This window comes from Streptococcus oralis, assembly GCF_023110055.1.
In the GTDB taxonomy this organism is placed as follows: Bacteria; Bacillota; Bacilli; order Lactobacillales; family Streptococcaceae; genus Streptococcus; species Streptococcus oralis_BY.
Window position 1 is genome coordinate 431,883 of record NZ_JALDVG010000001.1, and the last position, 22,078, is coordinate 453,960.

Consider the following 22,078-nt stretch of genomic DNA (forward strand, 5'->3'; position numbering starts at 1 on the left):
AGATAAACTTTTCTTCTATATATAGGACTTAGGTCTTGACAGCTATAGAAAAATGGTTTACACTTTATAAAGTTTATTACTTTGAAAAGGTGTGATAGTGTGGCTACGGCAACAAAGAAGAAAAAATCAACAGTTAAGAAAAATCTAGTCATCGTGGAGTCGCCTGCTAAAGCGAAAACGATTGAGAAATACCTAGGCAGAAATTACAAGGTTTTAGCCAGTGTCGGGCATATCCGTGATTTGAAGAAATCCAGTATGTCAGTCGACATTGAAAATAACTATGAACCACAGTATATCAATATCCGAGGAAAAGGTCCTCTCATCAATGACTTAAAAAAAGAAGCTAAAAAGGCCAATAAAGTCTTTCTGGCGAGTGACCCGGACCGTGAAGGAGAAGCAATTTCCTGGCATTTGGCTCACATTCTCAACTTGGATGAGAATGATGCCAACCGTGTAGTCTTTAATGAAATCACCAAGGACGCAGTAAAAAATGCCTTTAAAGAACCTCGCAAGATTGACATGGACTTGGTCGATGCCCAACAAGCTCGTCGTGTCTTAGACCGCTTGGTAGGGTATTCGATTTCGCCTATTTTGTGGAAAAAGGTCAAGAAGGGCTTATCAGCAGGACGCGTGCAGTCTGTTGCCCTTAAGCTCATCATTGACCGTGAAAATGAAATCAATGCCTTCCAACCAGAAGAATACTGGACAATTGATGGTGTCTTTAAAAAGGGAACCAAGCAATTTCAGGCTTCTTTCTATGGTATGAATGGCAAAAAGATGAAATTGACCACCAATGAAGAGGTCAAAGAAGTCTTGTCCCATTTGACTAGTAAAGATTTCACAGTAGACCAGGTAGATAAGAAAGAACGCAAACGCAATGCGCCCCTACCTTATACGACTTCAACCATGCAGATGGATGCGGCTAACAAAATCAATTTCCGTACTCGAAAGACTATGATGGTAGCCCAACAGCTCTATGAAGGGATCAATATCGGATCGGGCGTGCAAGGTTTGATTACCTATATGCGTACAGACTCGACTCGTATCAGTCCTGTGGCTCAGAACGAAGCAGCAAGCTATATTAACGACCGCTTTGGTAGCAAGTATTCCAAGCATGGTAGCAAGGTCAAGAATGCCTCAGGTGCTCAAGATGCCCACGAAGCCATTCGCCCATCTAGTGTCTTTAACACACCAGAAAGCATCGCTAAGTACTTGGACAAAGACCAGCTCAAGCTCTATACTCTTATCTGGAACCGTTTTGTGGCTAGCCAGATGACAGGCGCTATCTTTGACACCATGGCTGTTAAGCTATCTCAAAATGGGGTTCAGTTTGCGGCAAATGGAAGCCAAGTTAAGTTTGATGGTTATCTTGCTATCTACAATGACTCTGACAAGAACAAAATGTTGCCAGATATGTCAGTAGGAGATGTGGTCAAACAGGTCAATAGCAAGCCAGAACAACATTTCACTCAACCACCTGCTCGCTATTCGGAAGCGACTCTTATCAAGACCTTGGAGGAAAATGGGGTTGGACGTCCGTCAACCTACGCTCCAACCATTGAAACCATTCAGAAACGTTATTATGTTCGTCTTGCAGCTAAACGTTTTGAACCAACAGAGTTGGGAGAAATTGTCAATAAACTCATCGTTGAATATTTCCCAGACATCGTAAATGTGACCTTCACAGCTGAAATGGAAGGAAAACTGGATGATGTCGAAGTTGGTAAAGAGCAGTGGCAACGGGTCATTGACGCCTTTTACAAACCATTCTCTAAAGAAGTGGCCAAGGCAGAAGCTGAAATGGAAAAAATTCAAATCAAGGATGAGCCAGCTGGATTTGACTGTGAGGTTTGTGGCAGTCCAATGGTGATTAAGCTCGGTCGTTTTGGTAAATTCTATGCTTGTAGTAATTTCCCAGACTGCCGTCATACACAAGCGATTGTTAAGGAGATTGGTGTCGAGTGTCCAAGCTGTCATCAAGGACAAATCATCGAACGAAAAACCAAGCGCAATCGTATCTTCTATGGTTGCAATCGCTATCCAGAATGTGAGTTTACTTCCTGGGACAAACCAATTGGCCGTGACTGTCCAAAATGCGGACACTTCCTTGTGGAGAAAAAAGTCCGTGGTGGTGGCAAGCAGGTTGTATGTAGTAATGGCGACTACGAAGAGGAAAAAATTAAATAAAATGCAGAGTCCTGAAAATGAATTTCAGGCTCTTTTTTTGTTGATGCTTGACAAATTTCCCCCTTGTATGCGAAACTAGAGGAAGAGTAATTTATCTAGGAGAAATCATGCGTATCATTTATCTCTGTATTGGCTTTATTTCACTGGCTTTAGCTGTTATTGGAGTTGTCCTACCACTTTTACCAACAACTCCCTTTCTTTTATTAGCTATCGCTTGCTTTTCAAAATCTTCTAAGAGTTTTGAAGACTGGCTATATCATACAAAGCTTTATCAGACCTATGTAGCGGACTTTCGCGAGACCAAGTCTATTGCGCGAGAACGAAAGAAAAAAATCATCGTATCTATCTATATCTTGATGGGGATTTCTATTTATTTTGCCCCTCTTTTGCCAGTCAAAATCGGTCTGGGAGCCTTGACTATCTTTATCACCTACTATCTCTTTAAAGTCATTCCTGACAAAGAATAGATAAAAATAGTAGTTATTTGCCTTGATAAAAATGAAAGCCTATTTAAAATAATATGATATAATAAATTCAAAGAAAACATCAAGGAGAATCAAATGATTTACGAATTTTGTGCTGAAAATGTGACCTTGCTTGAAAAAGCGATGCAGGCTGGAGCTCGTCGAATCGAACTTTGTGATAATCTAGCTGTAGGAGGAACAACACCTAGCTATGGAGTGACCAAGGCAGCGGTTGAATTGGCAGCTAATTACGACACCACCATCATGACTATGATTCGTCCCCGCGGTGGCGACTTTGTCTATACTGATCTTGAAATAGCGATCATGCTAGAAGACATTCGTTTGACTGCACAGGCTGGAAGTCAAGGGGTTGTATTTGGGACATTAACTGCTGATAAAAAGTTAGATAAGCCTAATCTTGAGAAGCTGATTGCCGCATCTAAAGGAATGGAAATTGTCTTTCACATGGCCTTTGATGAATTAAGTGATGAAGACCAGTTGGAAGCCATTGACTGGCTCAGCCAAGCCGGTGTCACTCGCATCTTAACTCGTGCTGGTGTGTCTGGAGACTCGCTAGAGAAACGTTTTGCTCATTATCACAGAATTTTGGAACATGCTAAAGGTAAAATTGAAATCTTACCAGGCGGAGGGATTGACTTGGACAACCGTCAAACCTTTATCGACCAGCTGGGTGTGACACAATTGCATGGAACTAAGGTTGTCTTTTAAAAAATAGAAAGGAACTGCTAGCTTTTGGTAGCAGTTTTCACTTATGTTTGAAATTTTTAAATCCTATCAGTTTAATAAAGAAAAAGCTCATGCCTATGGTTTTGTGGAAAATGGGGAAGTCTGGAGCTACAGTTGCCAGATTTTGCAGGGTGATTTTGTCATGACAGTCTCTATCACTCCTGATAATGTGAGTTTTCTTGTTTTTGACCAGGAAACGGGTGACCTCTATCCTCAAGTACACATGAAAAGTATGCGGGGAAGTTTTGTCGGAAGTGTCCGTGAGGCTTGTTTGGAGATTCTCTACCAGATTCGGAAGGCTTGCTTTGATGTACAGGATTTTATCTGTCCTCAGACTAAGCGTATCATGGCTCAAGTTCAGGAAAAGCATGGTAATCAGTTGGAGTATCTGTGGGAAAAGTCTCCTGATACAGCAGTGTTAAGACATGAAGGCAATCAAAAGTGGTATGCTGTTTTGATGAGAATCCCATGGGATAAGCTGGAAAAGGGGAGAGAAGGGCTAGTCGAAGCAGTCAACCTCAAACACGACCAAGTAGCTGACCTGCTTTCAAAAAAAGGCATTTATCCAGCCTTTCATATGAACAAACGCTACTGGCTTAGTCTGGCGCTTGATGATAGTTTACCGGATGATGACGTTCTTGATTTGCTAGAAATCAGTTGGAATTTGACTTTGAAAAAGTAAGGAAATTACCTTGTTTTTTCAAATACTTTCAATTAGCAAAATATTCTTTACTGAAGAAATTTTCAGAAAATATTGGATTTTTTCTTGACAAGAGATTTTTCCTATGCTAAAATACTTAACAAGACATCAAACGAAGGAGAAAGTCAAACATGAAAACAGCTAAGTTTAATCAATTTGCTTTGTTGTTGAGGTACTCGGGCTAGTGCAAAAGCATTAGTCCTGTTTGGCTTACCAAGCGGGAGTAAATCAACATCTCGCTTGGGCTTCTGAGCGAGATGTTTTTTTAGAACCACATTTGGAAAAGGGGAAATCTTATGCGTAAAGTTGAATTTTTTGATACAAGCCTTCGTGATGGGGAACAAACACCTGGTGTTAACTTCTCAATAAAGGAAAAAGTTTCCATTGCAAGACAGCTGGAGAAATGGGGAATTTCTGTAATTGAAGCTGGTTTTCCGGCTGCTAGTCCAGATTCATTTATAGCCGTTCAAGAAATTGCTAGAGCCATGAAAAAAACAGCAGTGACAGGATTAGCTCGTTCTGTAAAATCTGATATTGATGCTTGTTATGAGGCGCTTAAGGATGCCAAGTATCCCCAAATTCATGTCTTTATCGCTACCAGTCCGATTCACCGTAAGTATAAGCTCAATAAGAGCAAGGAAGAGATTTTAGAAGCTATCAAGGAACATGTTTCTTATGCTCGTTCTAAGTTTGAAATCGTCGAATTCTCTCCTGAAGATGCGACTAGAACAGAGTTGGATTTCCTCTTACAAGTCGTTCAAACAGCGGTCGATGCAGGTGCATCTTATATCAATATCCCTGACACAGTTGGCTTTACGACTCCAGAAGAGTTTGCACGTATTTTTGATCACTTGACTGAAAATATTAAATCAGATCATAAAGTTGTCTTTGGTGTCCACTGTCACGATGATCTCGGTATGGCAACTGCAAATACTTTGACAGCAATTAAACACGGTGCTGGACGTGTCCAGGGAACTATTAATGGTATCGGTGAACGCGCAGGTAATGTTGCTCTTGAAGAAGTAGCTGTTGCTTTGAAGATTCGTGAGGATTTCTTCCAAGCAACTAGTGATATTGTTTTGGATGAAACAATGAATACGTCTGAAATGGTTTCTCGCTTCTCTGGTATTCCAGTTCCTAAAAACAAGGCTGTGGTTGGTGGTAATGCCTTCTCTCACGAGTCTGGTATTCACCAAGATGGAGTCCTTAAAAATCCTCTCACTTATGAAATCATCACACCTGAATTGGTCGGTGTTAAGAGCAATAGTCTTCCGCTTGGAAAATTGTCTGGTCGCCATGCCTTTGTTGAAAAACTAAGAGAATTAGCCCTAGATTTTACAGAAAAGGATATCAAACCACTCTTTGCTAAGTTCAAGGCTCTGGCAGACAAGAAACAAGAAATCACAGATGCAGATATTCGAGCTCTGGTAGCTGGAACCATGGTTGAAAATCCAGAAGGTTTCCACTTTGATGATTTGCAACTTCAAACCCATGCAGACAATGAAATTGAAGCGCTTGTTAGTCTAGCCAACATGGATGGTGAGAAAGTCGAATTCAATGCGACAGGGCAAGGTTCTGTTGAAGCGATCTTTAACGCTATCGATAAGTTCTTTAACCAATCAGTCCGCTTGGTGTCCTATACCATCGATGCGGTAACAGATGGTATCGATGCCCAGGCTCGGGTTTTGGTCACTGTTGAAAACAGAGATACAGAAACCATCTTTAACGCAGCAGGTCTTGATTTCGATGTGTTAAAGGCTTCAGCTATTGCTTATATCAATGCCAATACTTTTGTTCAAAAAGAGAATGCAGGTGAGATGGGGCGCAGCGTTTCCTACCGAGACATGCCTAGTGTGTAAAGGAGAAGGCTATGACAAAGAAAATAGTAGCTCTAGCAGGGGATGGAATCGGTCCAGAAATCATGGAAGCTGGTTTAGCAGTTCTAGAAGCTCTAGCTTCAAAAACAGGTTTTGACTATGAGATAGATAGATGCCCTTTTGGAGGTGCAGGTATTGATGCTGCGGGGCATCCCTTACCTGATGAAACCCTCAAGGCATGTAGAGAAGCAGATGCTATTCTCCTTGCGGCTATCGGTAGTCCTCAGTATGATGGGGCAGCGATTCGGCCTGAACAAGGCTTGCTAGCTCTTCGTAAGGAACTCAATCTCTATGCCAATATTCGCCCTGTAAAGATTTTTGACAGTCTCAAGCATTTGTCACCACTCAAACCGGAACGAATTGCTGGTGTAGACTTTGTCGTGGTGCGTGAGTTGACAGGTGGTATCTACTTTGGGGATCATATCCTTGAAGAGCGCAAAGCACGTGATATCAACGACTATAGCTATGAGGAAGTAGAGCGGATCATTCGCAAAGCCTTTGAAATCGCAAGAAGTCGGAGAAAAATCGTTACTAGTATCGATAAGCAAAATGTTCTAGCGACTTCAAAACTCTGGCGGAGAGTAGCTGAGGAAGTCGCTCAGGATTTCCCAGATGTGACCTTGGAACACCAGTTGGTGGACTCAGCTGCCATGCTTATGATTACCAATCCTGCCAAGTTTGATGTCATCGTGACGGAAAATCTTTTCGGAGATATCTTATCTGATGAATCAAGCGTTTTATCAGGCACACTTGGCGTCATGCCATCAGCCAGTCATTCTGAAAAAGGCCCAAGTCTTTATGAACCTATTCACGGTTCGGCACCTGATATTGCAGGTCAAGGAATTGCCAATCCTATCTCTATGATTTTGTCAGTTGCCATGATGCTGAGAGACAGCTTTGGACGTTATGAGGATGCAGAGCGTATCGAGCATGCTGTAGAAGCCAGTTTGGCAGCAGGAATTTTAACGAGAGATATAGGAGGAAAGGCTTCTACCAAGGAAATGACGGAAGCCATCATTGAAAGACTATGAAGATAAATGAAGGAATCACGCTTACCCTCTTGATTTGGAATGTCATAATTTTCATCATTTATGGAATCGACAAATCCAAGGCAAGGAGAGGTGCTTGGCGGATCCCAGAGAAGATTCTCTTGACGATAGCACTTTTCTGTGGTGGTTTTGGTGCATGGCTAGCAGGAATGACCTTTCATCACAAGACTCGAAAATGGTATTTTAAAACGGTTTGGTTCCTTGGCATGGTAACCACACTAGTAGCCCTATATTTCATTTGGAGGTAATGGATGGCAGGAAAATCGATTTTTGATAAACTATGGGACCGCCATGTCATCATAGGAGAAGAGGGGCAGCCCCAACTCATGTATGTGGACCAGCACTATATTCATGAAGTGACCAGTCCCCAAGCTTTTCAAGGATTACGAGATGCAGGTCGCAGATTGAGACGACCAGACTTGACATTTGGGACCTTTGACCACAATGTACCAACTGTCAATATCTACGATATTCGAGATGTGATTTCTAAGGCTCAAATTGATAAGCTTGCTGAAAATGTTGAGGAGTTTGGGATTGAACATGCTGCCCATGGTTCTGAAAAGCAGGGAATCGTTCACATGGTAGGTCCAGAAACAGGACGGACGCAACCAGGAAAATTCATCGTCTGTGGAGACAGCCATACGGCTACTCACGGAGCTTTCGGAGCTATCGCCTTTGGGATTGGGACCAGTGAGGTCGAGCATGTCTTTGCTACCCAGACCCTCTGGCAGGTCAAACCTAAGAAAATGCTAGTAGAATTCACTGGTGTTCCTCAAAAAGGAGTTTATTCTAAGGATTACATTTTAGCCTTAATTGCCAAGTACGGCGTTGCTTGTGGTGTAGGCTATGTGGTGGAATATCGTGGACAAGCGATTGATGCTTTGACCATGGAAGAGCGCATGACCATCTGCAATATGTCCATCGAGTTTGGCTCTAAAATGGGCATTATGAATCCAGATCAGTCCACCTTTGACTATCTCAAGGGACGAGAATGTGTTCCAGAAGATTTCGAAGAGGCGGTTGCTGACTGGAAGACGCTTGTCAGCGATGAGGATGCTGTTTATGATAAGCTTATCCGGATGGATGTCTCAGACTTGGCTCCTATGGTGACCTGGGGAACCAATCCTGCTATGGGGGTTGACTTTGACAGTAGCTTCCCAGAAATTAAGGATATGAATGATGAACGAGCTTATCATTACATGGACTTGGAGCCTGGTCAGAAGCCAGCAGATATTGAACTAGGCTATATCTTTATCGGGTCTTGTACCAATGCTCGTCTCAGCGATTTACAACTGGCCGCGCGATTTGTCAAAGGAAAGAAAATAGCTCCCAATCTAACAGCAATTGTAGTTCCAGGCTCTCGTCCTGTGAAACGAGCGGCTGAGAAGTTGGGCTTGGACAAGGTCTTTCTGGATGCTGGCTTTGAGTGGAGAGACCCAGGTTGCTCCATGTGTCTAGGAATGAATCCCGACAAGGTCCCTGATGGTGTCCACTGTGCTTCAACCAGTAACCGTAACTTTGAAGATAGACAGGGATTTGGCGCTAAGACCCATCTTTGCAGTCCAGCCATGGCAGCTGCGGCAGCTATCGCAGGGCGCTTTGTAGATGTTCGGCAAATGCCAGAGGCCCAGTAAGGAGAGGATATGGAGAAATTTACAGTTTATACGGGAACGACCGTTCCTCTTATGAATGATAACATTGATACTGACCAAATCCTTCCCAAGCAGTTTCTCAAGTTAATTGATAAGAAAGGCTTTGGTAAGTACCTCATGTATGCTTGGCGTTATTTGGACGACAAGTATACTGAGGATCCAGACTTTGTTTTTAACCGACCAGAATACCGAAAAGCCAGTATCCTTATCTCAGGGGATAACTTTGGCGCAGGATCGTCCAGAGAACACGCAGCTTGGGCTCTAGCAGACTACGGTTTTAAGGTCGTGATTGCAGGGTCTTTTGGAGACATTCATTACAATAATGAACTCAATAATGGCATGTTGCCCATTGTCCAGCCCAGAGATGTTCGAGAGAAACTAGCCCAACTACAACCGACTGACCAGGTAACCGTGGACTTAGAACAACAAAAAATCATCTCACCAGTTGGAGAATTCACTTTTGAAATCGATAGTGAATGGAAACACAAGCTCTTAAATGGTTTGGATGATATCGGTATTACCTTGCAGTACGAAGATTTGATTGCTGCTTATGAAAAACAACGCCCAGCCTATTGGCAGGAATAGAATAGAATAGAATAAAAATAGAAAAGGAAATAGAACTATGACAAAACACATTCAATGGAACGGAACACTTTCTCAAGAAGGCTATGACATTTTAAAAGGTGAGGGCGGATGTATCGTTTGCCCTACAAAAGTTGGTTACATTATCATGACTAGCGATAAAGCAGGACTTGAGCGTAAGTTCGCAGCCAAAGAGCGTAACCGTAACAAACCAGGTGTTGTCCTCTGCGGTAGCATGGATGAGCTTCGCGCTTTAGCACAACTCAACCCAGAAATTGAAGCCTTCTACCAAAAACATTGGGACGAAGACATTCTCCTCGGTTGTATCCTTCCATGGAAACTAGAAGCTTTTGAAAAACTTAAAGGATACGGTGATGGCCGTGAAGAGCTCATGACAGACGTTCGTGGTACTAGCTGTTTTGTCATCAAGTTTGGTAAAGCTGGTGAACAATTGGCTGCTAAACTGTGGGAAGAAGGTAAAATGGTCTACGCCTCATCAGCTAACCCATCTGGAAAAGGAAACCGCGGTAAGGTGGAAGGTATCGGAGAACGTATAGAAGGAGCAGTGGACCTTGTCATCGAGGCAGACGACTATGTGGCATCTATCCAACCGGACAAAACAATCGAAACTCGCTACGAGCAAGGTGTTATGGTGTCCATGGTTGATAAAGACGGCAAACTCATCCCAGAACAAGGAGGAGCTCGTTCAATCTCACCAGCTCCAGTTGTGATCCGTAAAGGGCTTGACATTGATAAAATCATGATGCACCTGTCAGATACCTTTAACTCATGGGACTACCGTCAGGGTGAGTATTACTAAGATAAATAAAGAAGTCTAGTGTTGAAAGGGAAGAAAACCTCTACACTAGGCTTTTTCTTTAGAAATTCTTTTCTTTTTATATAGGATATGATATTCTATATATGAAATAAATGAAAGTAGGATTAAGTAATCTTGGATACTAACTTTCCTATATATGAAAATGGAGTAACAAAATGGAAGAGAAAGTAAATTATTGGATGATAGTTGCAGGAGGAGGTGGAAAGGTCTGGTCATTATTTAAGGATGAAAATATTGCTTGTATAGATTTTGATTCTAATTTATCTAATATTTTAGGTTATAATAATCATCAAGAATTAAAGCAAGGAAAACAGAGAGATAAATTTATTTGGAAATTTGCTCATGACATAAAAAAAGATGATTACATAATAGCTACCTCAGGGTTTAAGGAAATTTTAGGAATTGGTCAATGTGTGAAACCTTATTATTTTGACGAATCTAAAAAAACATTTAAACATTGTATTGGTGTTAAATGGTTGAAAGTAGATGGTGGATGGGAATACCAACGTAAAAAAGGTGCAAGACAAACCATCAACTGTGACAGAAATAAGGAACGTATCAATTTATATAAATCTATTTTAAATGGTACATACAGAAGAAATATAGAGGAAGTTGTTATGAATAATAATATTATTGACTATTTAAATAAATTAGAAAAATCCAAAAACCTCATCCTCCGTGGTGCTCCTGGTACAGGAAAAACTTATCTTGCTAAAGAAATAGCGACAGAGCTAACGGGTGGTAATGAAGATCAAATCGGCTTTGTACAATTTCACCCTTCCTATGATTATACGGATTTTGTAGAGGGGTTGAGACCGGTATCAAATGGCGATGGAGCTATTGAGTTTAAGCTAGAGGACGGAATTTTTAAGAAGTTCTGTCAGAAGGCTAAAGAAGCTCAGAAAACTGGAGGACAAGATAATTTTGATGAAGCTTGGGATCTTTATCTTGAGTATGTTAATAGTAGAGATGAAAAAGAATATTTGACAGAATTTTCCTATCTAACAGTAAATAGTCGAAATAATTTTAATATCAATTATGAAACTAAAGCCAAAGGAACTGTCTTAACAAAATCTTATGTTTATGAACTCTATAAAGACGAAAATTATCTGAAACAGCCCTTTTATCGTAACCAAGGAAAAAAAGTCCTTGAAACTTTAAAGAAAAGATTTGGTCTGAAAGATTATGTCTCTCCAACAAAGATCAACACAGACAAGAAATTCGTTTTTATTATCGATGAGATCAATCGTGGGGAGATTTCTAAGATTTTTGGTGAACTCTTTTTCTCTATCGACCCTGGTTATCGTGGTGAAAAGGGAAGTGTTTCTACCCAGTATGCTAATTTACATGAGACGGATGAAAAGTTTTATATCCCCGAAAATGTTTACATCATCGGAACCATGAATGATATTGACCGATCAGTGGATACATTTGATTTTGCTATGCGTCGTCGTTTCCGTTTTGTTGAAGTTACTGCCGAGAGTCAAGTTGGAATGTTGGATAAAGAGCTGAATATCCATGCCGAAGAAGCTAAAATTCGTCTAAGAAACTTGAATGCTGAAATCGAAAAAGTTCAGGAGCTAAATAGTCATTATCATATCGGTCCAAGTTATTTCCTTAAATTGAAGGAAGTGGATTTTGACTATGAATTACTCTGGTCTGATTATCTCAAACCACTTTTGGAAGATTACTTACGGGGTTCTTATAAGGAATCTGAAACTCTGGCAACATTGAAAAAAGCATTTAATCTGACAAATAACGAGCAAACAGAATTCCAAGATACTGGTGATAAAGATGCGGATAACTGATAATCAGCATAAAATTGCTAAAGAAGATTTTGTCGCAGAATATCCCAAACTAAGTCAAGCTCTTCTTGATAGAACACTGGATAACCTTTCTAGAGAGGATAATATCTTTATTTTTCCAAATGATTTGACTCATACTCCAGATTTAGAGAAGGACCAAAAGATTTTTGAAACTGTCAATCAGGAAATTAAGACTGGAAATGTGATTGGTTTTCTGGGGTGTGGTCAGGAAAAATTGACGATTTCCTCTCGTTTTTCTGATGAAAGTAACGACCATTTTTTGCATTATCTTTTACAAAAGGTTCTTCATATCAATCTCACTAGTTTAGATGTAGCTTTGTCGCGTGAAGATAAGCTCTATCAACTTTTGATGTATCTCTTCCCCAAGTATCTACAAACTGCAATTCGAAAAGGTCTGTATAAGGAATACCAGCGATTTTCTCATAACGACAGTCATGTAAAGGGAGTGATTGATGTAAGAAATCATCTCAAGAAAAACCTTCCTTTTATGGGAAATGTTGCCTACACAACGAGAGAGTTCACCTATGATAATCCACTCATGCAGTTGATTCGACATACGATTGAGTACATAAAGAATCAGAAAAGTTTCGGAGTTCTGCTTGATAGTAATCGTGAAAATATGACAGAAATTACGCGTGTGACTCCAGCTTATAAACTAGCTAATCGTGCCAAGATTATCAGAATGAATAAAACCAAACCTATTCGACATGCCTATTTCAGAGAGTACAGAAAGTTGCAAGAGCTTTGCCTGATGATCCTAAACCAAGAAAAGCACGGTTTAGGATATCAAGAGCAAAAAATCCATGGTATTCTTTTTGATGTTGCCTGGCTTTGGGAAGAGTATGTTTACACCTTGTTGCCAAAAGGTTTTGTACATCCCAGAAATAAGGATAAGACGGACGGAATTTCAGTATTTTCTGTTGGGAAACGAAAGGTATATCCAGATTTTTATGACAGAGAACGAAAGATTGTTCTAAATGCAAAATATAAGAAACTGGAGTTTACTGAAAAAGGAATCAACCGTGAGGACTTATTCCAGCTGATTTCCTATTCTCATATTTTAAAAGCTGAGAAAGCTGGATTGATTTTTCCTAGTATAGAGCAATCAGTAAATAGTGAGATAGGAGAGCTAGCAGGTTATGGAGCTTTGTTGAAGAAATGGTCTATCCAAATCCCTCAAAAAACTTCATCTTATAATGAATTTTGTAAAATGATGGAAAGCTCAGAAGAAAATTTTAAAGCGATTATTGATGAAGAAGTGGGGAGAAAATAGTCTCTTCACTTTTTTGCTATTTATATAAGTAATTTCCGAACAATATAATTTGATTATTGAAAATATTTGACAAAAACTGTACTTTGATTTATAATATGTCAAGGAAACGTCGGAAAAAGGCGTAGGGATGCGTAAGCATAGGTAGGTCATTACAAAAGAAACGAGACATCGATATGTTAAATGAATTTCCAATTTTTGATTACGAAGATATTCAGCTGATCCCAAATAAATGTGTCATTAAAAGCCGTGCAGAAGCAGACACGAGTGTCACACTTGGAAATCACACTTTCAAACTACCTGTTGTACCAGCCAATATGCAAACGATTTTGGATGAGGATGTTGCAGAGCAATTGGCTAAAGGCGGATACTTCTACATTATGCATCGTTTTGATGAAGCTGGGCGAATTCCTTTTATCAAACGCATGCACGATCAAGGGCTCATTGCTTCTATTTCAGTCGGTGTCAAGGACTACGAGTATGATTTTGTTAGCCGACTCAAGGCTGATGCTCCTGAGTATATCACGATTGACATTGCTCATGGTCATGCGGATAGCGTGATTTCTATGATCCAACACATCAAGAAAGAATTACCAGATACTTTTGTCATTGCTGGTAACGTAGGAACACCAGAAGCTGTGCGTGAATTGGAAAATGCTGGAGCGGATGCCACTAAGGTTGGAATCGGTCCTGGTAAGGTTTGTATTACCAAGGTCAAGACAGGTTTTGGTACAGGTGGCTGGCAGTTGGCAGCACTTCGCTGGTGTGCTAAAGCAGCGCGTAAACCGATCATCGCTGATGGTGGGATTCGTACTCATGGCGATATTGCCAAGTCTATCCGTTTCGGTGCTAGCATGGTCATGATTGGTTCCCTTTTTGCAGGACACATCGAAAGCCCAGGGAAGACGATTGAAGTCGATGGCGAACAATTCAAAGAATACTATGGTTCAGCTTCTCAATATCAAAAAGGAGCCTATAAAAATGTGGAAGGTAAACGCATCTTACTGCCTGCTAAAGGGCATTTGCAAGACACCCTTACTGAGATGGAGCAGGACTTGCAAAGTGCTATCTCTTATGCAGGTGGACGCAAGGTTGCTGACCTTAAACACGTTGATTATGTTATCGTGAAAAACTCTATCTGGAACGGGGATGCTTCACACTAACGGACGGTTAATCCACCAATAAAAAACTTGTTATTAGAGCAAATTTCTGTTATAATAAGACAAGTTTCCACCCTTAGTGTAATGGATATCACGTAAGATTCCGGTTCTTGAGATGGGGGTTCGATTCCCTCAGGGTGGATGTAAATAGCCTATGAAAGCCTTAAGTAAGGCTTTTTCTTTATCTCGTCCAAAGTTTGCCCCCTAATACTCTTCGAAAATCAAATTCAAACCACGTCAACGTCGCCTTGTCGTACTCAAGTACAGCCTGCGGCTAGTTTCCTAGTTTGCTCTTTGATTTTCATTGAGTATAAAACTGAAAATCTCATTTCAATGAATATCCAAATCCCCTCTAGTTCCGTTTTAAAGTGACTCAGGGGGCTTTTTTTGATATAATAAAAGAGACTGTTATCAGTTAGAAAGAGGTTGGTATGAAAGAATTACAAACTGTACTAAAGAAGCGTTTTGCAATCGAATTTGCAGACAAAAACTTACTGGAAACGGCCTTTACTCATACGAGTTATGCCAATGAGCACCGCCTCTTAAAAATTTCACACAATGAACGCTTGGAATTTTTAGGAGACGCTGTTCTGCAATTATTGATTTCAGAATATCTGTATAAAAAATATCCTAAGAAACCAGAGGGAGATTTGTCCAAGCTCCGTGCCATGATTGTCCGTGAGGAAAGTTTGGCTGGTTTTGCGCGTGATTGCCAGTTTGATCAGTTTATCAAGCTAGGAAAAGGAGAAGAAAAGTCTGGTGGTCGCAATCGTGACACCATTCTTGGTGATGCCTTTGAAGCCTTTCTGGGTGCTTTGCTTTTAGACAAGGATGTTGCTAGAGTAAAAGAGTTTATCTATCAGGTCATGATCCCCAAGGTTGAAGCAGGTGACTTTGAAATGATTAAGGATTACAAGACACACCTGCAAGAGTTGCTCCAGGTCAATGGAGATGTAGATATTCGTTACCAGGTGACCTCTGAAACGGGACCTGCCCATGACAAGGTTTTTGATGTAGAAGTTCTGGTTGAGGGCAAGAGTATCGGAAAAGGTCAAGGTCGTTCTAAAAAATTGGCAGAACAAGAGGCCGCCAAAAATGCAGTTGAGAAAGGGCTGGATTCATGTATTTAAAGGAGATTGAGATTCAGGGATTCAAGTCCTTTGCTGACAAGACCAAGGTCGTCTTTGACCAAGGTGTGACAGCTGTCGTTGGGCCCAATGGTTCTGGGAAGTCAAATATCACGGAAAGTCTGCGATGGGCCTTGGGAGAGTCCAGTGTCAAGAGTCTGCGTGGGGGTAAGATGCCTGATGTCATTTTTGCTGGGACTGAAAGTCGCAAACCGCTCAATTATGCCTCTGTTGTCGTGACCTTGGACAATGAAGATGGTTTTATCAAGGATGCGGGGCAAATCATTAAGGTAGAACGTCATATCTATCGTAGTGGTGATAGCGAGTATCGAATTGATGGCAAGAAAGTTCGCTTGCGTGATGTGCACGACCTTTTCTTGGATACAGGTTTGGGAAGGGATTCCTTCTCCATCATTTCCCAAGGGAAGGTTGAGGAGATTTTTAATTCCAAGCCAGAGGAACGCCGTGCTATTTTTGAAGAAGCTGCTGGAGTTTTAAAGTACAAGACTCGTAGAAAAGAAACAGAAAGCAAACTACAGCAAACTCAGGACAACCTAGACCGTTTAGAGGATATTATCTATGAGTTAGACAATCAAATCAAGCCCCTTGCAAAACAAGCCGAGAATGCTCGTAAGTTTCTCGACTTGGATGGTCAACGCAAGGCAATTTATTTGGATGTACTGGTTGCCCAAATCAAGGAAAACAAGGCTGAACTGGAGCTGACCGAGGAAGAACTAACTCAGGTTCAGGAACTTTTGACTAGCTATTACCAAAAACGTGAAGAGTTAGAAGAGGAAAATCAAACTCTTAAAAAGAAACGTCAGGATCTGCAAGCTGAAATGGCTAAAGACCAAGGGAGCTTGATGGATTTGACTAGTTTGATCAGTGACTTAGAGCGAAAACTAGCCCTATCCAAACTGGAATCCGAGCAAGTAGCCCTTAATCAACAAGAAGCACAAGCCCGTTTGGCGACTTTGGAAGATAAGAGAAAGGCTCTAAGTAAGGAAAAGGCTGAAAAAGAAGGGAATTTGGAACAGTTAGAGGAAAGTCTAGCTGAAAACAACAAGGAACTCAATCGTTTAGAAGCGGAGTTGTTGGCATTTTCAGATGATCCTGACCAAATGATTGAGCTCTTGCGTGAACGTTTTGTGGCTCTTTTACAAGAAGAAGCGGATGTCTCAAACCAGTTGACCCGCATCGAGAATGAACTAGAGAACAGCCGTCAGTTATCTCAAAAACAAGCAGATCAACTTGAGAAACTGAAAGAACAACTGGCTACAGCTAAAGAGAAGGCCAGTCAACAACAGGCTGAGCTTGAAACTGCCAAGGAGAAAGTTCAGAAATTATTGGCAGACTACCAAGCTAGTGCCAAGGAACAAGAGGAGCAGAAAGTTTCTTACCAAGCCCAGCAGAGCCAACTCTTTGATTGTCTAGACAGTCTCAAAAACAAGCAGGCTAGAGCCCAGAGTTTGAAAAACATCCTAAGAAATCATAGTAATTTTTATGCGGGTGTTAAGAGTGTTCTTCAAGAAAAAGCCCGTCTTGGTGGGATCATTGGTGCAGTCAGTGAACATTTGACCTTTGATGTGCATTATCAAACTGCCCTAGAGATTGCGCTTGGAGCTAGCAGTCAGCATATCATCGTAGAAGATGAAAATGCGGCAACCAAGGCGATTGATTTCCTCAAACGTAACAGAGCTGGTCGTGCAACCTTTCTTCCACTGACGACTATCAAGGCTCGTACGATTTCTAGTCAGAATCAAGATGCTATCGCAGCAAGTCCAGGCTTCCTTGGTATGGCTGATGAGTTGGTGTCGTTTGACAAGAGATTAGAAGCCATTTTTAAGAATTTGCTAGCTACGACGGCTATCTTTGACACCGTAGAACATGCGCGTACGGCAGCTCGCCAAGTTCGTTATCAGGTTCGCATGGTGACGCTTGATGGTACCGAATTGCGTACAGGTGGTTCCTACGCGGGTGGTGCTAATCGTCAAAACAATAGTATTTTCATCAAGCCAGAGCTGGAGCAATTACAAAAAGAAATTGCTGAAGAAGAAGCTAGTTTGCGATCAGAAGAAGAAAGTTTGAAGATATTGCAAGATGAGATGGCGGTATTGGCAGAAAGATTAGAAGCTATCAAATCTCAAGGCGAGCAAGCTCGTATTCAGGAGCAAGGTTTGTACCTAGCCTATCAACAAACCAATCAGCAGGTCGAAGAACTGGAAACGCTTTGGAAACTTCAAGAAGAGGAATTAAATCGCCTTACTGAAGGAGATTGGCAAGCGGATAAGGAAAAATGCCAAGAGCGCCTTACTACTATCGCAAGTGAAAAGCAAAATCTAGAAGCTGAGATTGAAGAGATTAAGTCGAATAAAAACGCTATTCAAGAACGATATCAAAACTTGCAGGAACAGATCTCTCAAGCGCGCTTGCTTAAGTCAGAACTGCAAGGACAAAAGCGCTATGAAGTGACTGATATTGAACGCCTAGGTAAGGAATTGGATAACCTCAATCTCGAACAAGAGGAAATCCAACGTCTCCTCCAAGAAAAGGTTGATAATCTTGAGAAGGTTGATACGGATCTGCTAAGTCAGCAGGTGGAAGAGGCCAAAACTCAGAAAACAAACCTCCAACAAGGTTTGATTCGCAAGCAGTTTGAGTTGGATGATATCGAAGGTCAGCTGGATGATATTGCCAGCCATTTGGATCAGGCTCGCCAGCAGAACGAAGAGTGGATTCGTAAACAAACACGTGCTGAAGCTAAGAAGGAAAAGGTCAGCGAACGCTTGCGCTATCTACAAGCTCAATTAACAGACCAGTACCAGATCAGTTACACAGAGGCTCTAGAAAAGGCTCATGAACTGGAAAATCTCACTTTGGCAGAGCAAGAGGTTAAAGATCTTGAGAAGGCTATTCGCTCACTCGGTCCTGTCAATATAGAAGCTATTGACCAGTACGAAGAAGTCCACAATCGTTTGGATTTCCTAAATAGTCAACGAGATGATATTTTGTCTGCGAAAAACCTGCTCCTTGAGACCATCACAGAGATGAATGATGAGGTTAAGGAACGCTTTAAATCAACCTTTGAAGCTATTCGTGAGTCCTTTAAAGTGACCTTTAGACAGATGTTTGGTGGAGGTCAGGCAGACTTGATATTGACTGAAGGCGACCTTTTAACAGCTGGTGTGGAGATTTCTGTTCAACCACCAGGTAAGAAAATCCAGTCTCTCAACCTCATGAGTGGTGGTGAAAAAGCCCTATCGGCTTTGGCCTTGTTGTTCTCTATCATTCGAGTCAAAACTATTCCTTTTGTTATCTTGGATGAGGTAGAGGCGGCACTGGACGAAGCCAATGTCAAACGTTTTGGGGATTACCTCAATCGTTTTGACAAGGATAGTCAGTTTATCGTTGTGACCCACCGTAAGGGAACGATGGCGGCAGCGGATTCTATCTATGGAGTTACCATGCAAGAATCAGGTGTGTCTAAGATTGTTTCGGTTAAGTTAAAAGACTTGGAAGAAACAGTAGACTAGTTATCAAATGATAGCATCTCTTAGGAGGTGCTATTTTTTAAAACTCATAGCTTGAATTGTCCATCAAGGTCAGTTCAGGCGCAAAAAACGACATTTGGGATTTCCTCTTAGCGAAAAGACTTTCTCTATGATATAATAGTTTCATGATTACAACAGTACCTATTAAGAACGAAAAAGATATTGCAGTACCAGGTAATACAGTCCTTGTACTAGGTTATTTTGATGGCATCCACAAGGGACATCAGAAACTCTTTGAAGTAGCTAGCAAGGCTTCTATGAAGGATTATCTGCCAGTTGTCGTGATGACCTTTACAGAATCGCCAAAACTTGCCTTACAACCTTACCAACCTGAACTCATGCTCCATATCGTCAATCACGAAGAACGGGAGCACAAGATGAAATGGCATGGAGTAGAGGCTCTATTCTTACTCGACTTTAGTAGCAAATTTGCTAGTTTAACGGGTCAAGAATTCTTTGATACTTATGTTAGAGCTTTAAAACCAGCCATTATCGTAGCAGGATTTGACTATACCTTTGGCTCTGATAAGAAAACTGCGGATGACCTGAAGGATTATTTTGATGGAGAGATCATCATTGTTCCTCCGGTCGAAGACGAAAAGGGCAAGATTAGTTCTACACGGATTCGTCAGGCTATTCTTGATGGAGATGTAAAGGAAGTCAATCATCTGCTCGGCACTCCGCTCCCATCTCGCGGAATGGTCGTTCATGGAAATGCTCGTGGGCGTACTATCGGTTATCCAACAGCCAATCTGGTCCTAAGAGACCGAACCTATATGCCGGCAGACGGTGTTTACGTAGTCGATATCGAAGTGCAACGTCAGAGATATCGTGGAATGGCAAGTGTTGGAAAAAATGTTACCTTTGATGGTGAAGAACCACGTTTTGAAGTCAATATTTTCGACTTTTCAGACGATATTTACGGTGAGACAGTCATGGTCTACTGGTTGGACCGTGTCCGCGATATGATCAAATTTGACTCCGTAGAGGAACTGGTTGACCAACTCCAGAAAGACGAAGAGATTGCTCGAAACTGGAAGGATGGAGATTCTGTCATTCAAGGGGCTCAGGTATAGAAAACGTCTGAATAAGCTTATAGAAGGTTTAGTTTATTTGATTGTAGTTTTGAAAGAGTGATATAATTCTTTTTAGTTCCCATAATTCCCTATTTTAGCATCTACTTATGCTCAGAATATAGACGAGGCTTTATTATGCAAACGCAAGAAGAAATGAATGTTCTGGTACCGGAAAAATTAGCAGAAATTGAGCGTGATTATGGTGTCAGAGTTTTATGGGCTATCGAGTCTGGTAGTCGTGCCTGGGGTTTTGAGTCTCCCGATAGTGACTTTGATGTACGATTTATCTACAAACACAAGCAAGATTTTTATCTCCGTTTAAATGAACAGCGTGATGTTATCGAGCTACCAATTGACGATACTTGGGATGTGAGTGGTTGGGATTTAGACAAGACTTTAAAACTCCTTTATAAGTCAAATCCTACACTGTTTGAATGGTTACAGTCACCAATTGTCTATCGACAAACGGATTTTATCGAGCGCATGCGTCCTCTTGCCAACCAGTATTTTTCTGAGAAGAAAATGCTCTACCATTACTTGAACACTGCTAGAACTCAAATGAATAAGTATCTTTCAGGAGACAAGGTCAAACCTAAAAAGTATTTCTATGCGCTGCGTCCTATTTTGGCCTGTCGTTGGATTGAAAAATACCATTCTGTTCCTCCAATTTTATTTGACGATTTGGTCAAAGAATTGCTTCCTGATGAGATGAAAGAGCATGTGTTAAGATTGCTTGATATCAAGGTCAAGGGAGCTGAAGGTATGGAAATTGATCCGATAATGCCAATTCAAGATTATATTTTAGCTAACATCCAAGAGTTGGATGCATACGTTCAAAGTGTTAGAGAGGAAAAGAAAGAGTGGAAAGCTCTAAATCAATTTTTCCTTGAAGAATTAGGCCACGACTGAGGTTTTTTATGGGTAAATGGACATGTAAATGTGGGCAAGCAATGAATGACCACCGAGCGCCCGATCCAAATGCTTATTCAGTTTATTCGGATGAGTTGTTTGAAGAAATCATAAATAAAGCTGACGACCATAATAAAATTTCTTATGATGATATTTCTGAAGCGTCATTTTATATGTGGAAGTGCCCTGAGTGTGGCAGTTTCATGGTTTTTGGCGAAGACGGGGATGGAGATCACTTTACTTTTTATGAGCGCCAAGAAGTAGAAAAGGTAGAGCCTCTCTTTGATCCAGATCAAGAGTTAAATCTTGTTGTGGTTGAGTTTCAGGAGGGAGGGAATGGCTATACGTATATCTGTGATGACCCAAATATCCATATAGGACACGCTGTTATTGTCCCAGTCGGGAAGGAAAATACTGAAAAAACTGCTTTAGTTGTACAGAAGTATCATGCCCTACCAAAGGATATCACTTTTCCTGTTGAAAAGTTAAAACGTGTCATTCGTAGGTATTCACATTTCGACCCAATCACTTCGAAAAACGTTTGTAGAAATATAATAAAGCTGGGAAGAATGCTTGATGCTTGCTCTAAAAATGTTAAACCTGCTAATCAGCAATATTATAGTATCAAAACTCCCTTAGGCTATTTCTGGTTAGAATTAAATGGAGTTCCAATTCCAATGAAAATTACGCAGGTTCAAGTCAAAGATACAAAGTACCAAGTAGATGTTGCCCTTTATATTAAGCCTTCAGAGATTAACTGTAGAAGATTCTATGAGCTGGAATTATGTGCAGATTTTGATATTGATGCTTCTAGATGGATCGATGTTCTCTCTGATGAAAACGTTTGGGGAAATACTTGGGAACTAAATGGCTTTCAATTTGGTATTACAGCAGGGGAGTCTCCAGAATTTGAAGACGAAGTTGTAGCGAGAAAGTATAGTCGTGTCCCACTTTATTATGACTGGCACCCTGAATTTGAAGATTATTATGGCTTCAGTTTAGCTTGGAAAAAATACGAGTCTGATAGCGATTTGTCAATTTTTTTCTATACAACGTAAGAAGC

Annotated in this window: 18 protein-coding genes and 1 tRNA gene; all 19 read left to right on the plus strand. The window is 41.0% G+C overall.

The window, feature by feature from the left end:
* Positions 1 to 99 precede the first annotated feature (99 nt).
* The 19 genes from topA (at position 100) to M1G01_RS02165 (ending at position 22,073) form a co-directional block, all read left to right on the plus strand.
* Positions 100 to 2,187: a type I DNA topoisomerase gene (gene topA, locus M1G01_RS02075; protein WP_247931046.1), complete on the plus strand. Its 2,088-nt coding sequence runs from the start codon at positions 100 to 102 to the stop codon at positions 2,185 to 2,187.
* Between the two features lie 107 nt (positions 2,188 to 2,294).
* Positions 2,295 to 2,654 (plus strand): YbaN family protein, encoded by a 360-nt coding sequence (locus M1G01_RS02080; RefSeq protein WP_247931047.1) that lies wholly within the window; start codon positions 2,295 to 2,297, stop codon positions 2,652 to 2,654.
* Positions 2,655 to 2,747: 93 nt separating this feature from the next.
* Entirely contained in the window at positions 2,748 to 3,380 is a 633-nt protein-coding gene (locus M1G01_RS02085) for a copper homeostasis protein CutC (protein WP_247931048.1), read from the plus strand.
* Between the two features lie 43 nt (positions 3,381 to 3,423).
* Positions 3,424 to 4,080, plus strand: a complete 657-nt coding sequence (locus M1G01_RS02090) for an MmcQ/YjbR family DNA-binding protein (protein ID WP_247931049.1) — start codon at positions 3,424 to 3,426, stop codon at positions 4,078 to 4,080.
* Between the two features lie 314 nt (positions 4,081 to 4,394).
* On the plus strand, positions 4,395 to 5,957 hold the full coding sequence (locus tag M1G01_RS02095) for a 2-isopropylmalate synthase (RefSeq protein ID WP_247931050.1): 1,563 nt from the start codon (positions 4,395 to 4,397) through the stop codon (positions 5,955 to 5,957).
* 11 nt (positions 5,958 to 5,968) lie between these two features.
* Positions 5,969 to 7,006 (plus strand): 3-isopropylmalate dehydrogenase, encoded by a 1,038-nt coding sequence (gene leuB, locus M1G01_RS02100; RefSeq protein ID WP_247931051.1) that lies wholly within the window; start codon positions 5,969 to 5,971, stop codon positions 7,004 to 7,006.
* A complete protein-coding gene (locus M1G01_RS02105) occupies positions 7,003 to 7,272 on the plus strand; it encodes a DUF1294 domain-containing protein (protein ID WP_247931052.1) in 270 nt (89 codons plus the stop codon). Before leuB ends, M1G01_RS02105 begins: the two co-directional genes overlap by 4 nt.
* A gap of 3 nt (positions 7,273 to 7,275) precedes the next feature.
* Positions 7,276 to 8,658 (plus strand): 3-isopropylmalate dehydratase large subunit, encoded by a 1,383-nt coding sequence (leuC, locus tag M1G01_RS02110; RefSeq protein WP_247931053.1) that lies wholly within the window; start codon positions 7,276 to 7,278, stop codon positions 8,656 to 8,658.
* A gap of 9 nt (positions 8,659 to 8,667) precedes the next feature.
* Positions 8,668 to 9,261 carry a 3-isopropylmalate dehydratase small subunit gene (leuD, locus tag M1G01_RS02115; protein WP_247931054.1) on the plus strand — a complete coding sequence of 198 codons (594 nt, stop codon included), beginning with the start codon at positions 8,668 to 8,670 and terminating at the stop codon, positions 9,259 to 9,261.
* Positions 9,262 to 9,298: 37 nt separating this feature from the next.
* Positions 9,299 to 10,078 carry an L-threonylcarbamoyladenylate synthase gene (locus M1G01_RS02120; RefSeq protein WP_247931055.1) on the plus strand — a complete coding sequence of 260 codons (780 nt, stop codon included), beginning with the start codon at positions 9,299 to 9,301 and terminating at the stop codon, positions 10,076 to 10,078.
* Positions 10,079 to 10,251: 173 nt separating this feature from the next.
* Positions 10,252 to 11,904, plus strand: a complete 1,653-nt coding sequence (locus tag M1G01_RS02125) for an AAA family ATPase (RefSeq protein ID WP_247931056.1) — start codon at positions 10,252 to 10,254, stop codon at positions 11,902 to 11,904.
* Positions 11,891 to 13,195: an McrC family protein gene (locus tag M1G01_RS02130; RefSeq protein ID WP_247931057.1), complete on the plus strand. Its 1,305-nt coding sequence runs from the start codon at positions 11,891 to 11,893 to the stop codon at positions 13,193 to 13,195. Before M1G01_RS02125 ends, M1G01_RS02130 begins: the two co-directional genes overlap by 14 nt.
* A gap of 173 nt (positions 13,196 to 13,368) precedes the next feature.
* A complete protein-coding gene (locus tag M1G01_RS02135; protein WP_247931058.1) occupies positions 13,369 to 14,355 on the plus strand; it encodes a GMP reductase in 987 nt (328 codons plus the stop codon).
* Between the two features lie 67 nt (positions 14,356 to 14,422).
* Positions 14,423 to 14,494, plus strand: a tRNA-Arg gene (locus M1G01_RS02140).
* A gap of 289 nt (positions 14,495 to 14,783) precedes the next feature.
* Positions 14,784 to 15,482 carry a ribonuclease III gene (gene rnc, locus M1G01_RS02145; RefSeq protein ID WP_000661472.1) on the plus strand — a complete coding sequence of 233 codons (699 nt, stop codon included), beginning with the start codon at positions 14,784 to 14,786 and terminating at the stop codon, positions 15,480 to 15,482.
* Positions 15,473 to 19,012, plus strand: a complete 3,540-nt coding sequence (smc, locus tag M1G01_RS02150) for a chromosome segregation protein SMC (protein ID WP_247931059.1) — start codon at positions 15,473 to 15,475, stop codon at positions 19,010 to 19,012. Before rnc ends, smc begins: the two co-directional genes overlap by 10 nt.
* Positions 19,013 to 19,155: 143 nt before the next feature.
* Positions 19,156 to 20,106: a bifunctional riboflavin kinase/FAD synthetase gene (locus M1G01_RS02155; RefSeq protein WP_247931060.1), complete on the plus strand. Its 951-nt coding sequence runs from the start codon at positions 19,156 to 19,158 to the stop codon at positions 20,104 to 20,106.
* 135 nt (positions 20,107 to 20,241) lie between these two features.
* On the plus strand, positions 20,242 to 21,015 hold the full coding sequence (locus M1G01_RS02160; protein WP_049478177.1) for a nucleotidyltransferase domain-containing protein: 774 nt from the start codon (positions 20,242 to 20,244) through the stop codon (positions 21,013 to 21,015).
* Between the two features lie 8 nt (positions 21,016 to 21,023).
* Positions 21,024 to 22,073, plus strand: coding sequence for a hypothetical protein (locus tag M1G01_RS02165; protein WP_049478178.1), 1,050 nt, complete (start codon positions 21,024 to 21,026; stop codon positions 22,071 to 22,073).
* The last annotated feature ends 5 nt before the right edge of the window (positions 22,074 to 22,078 follow it).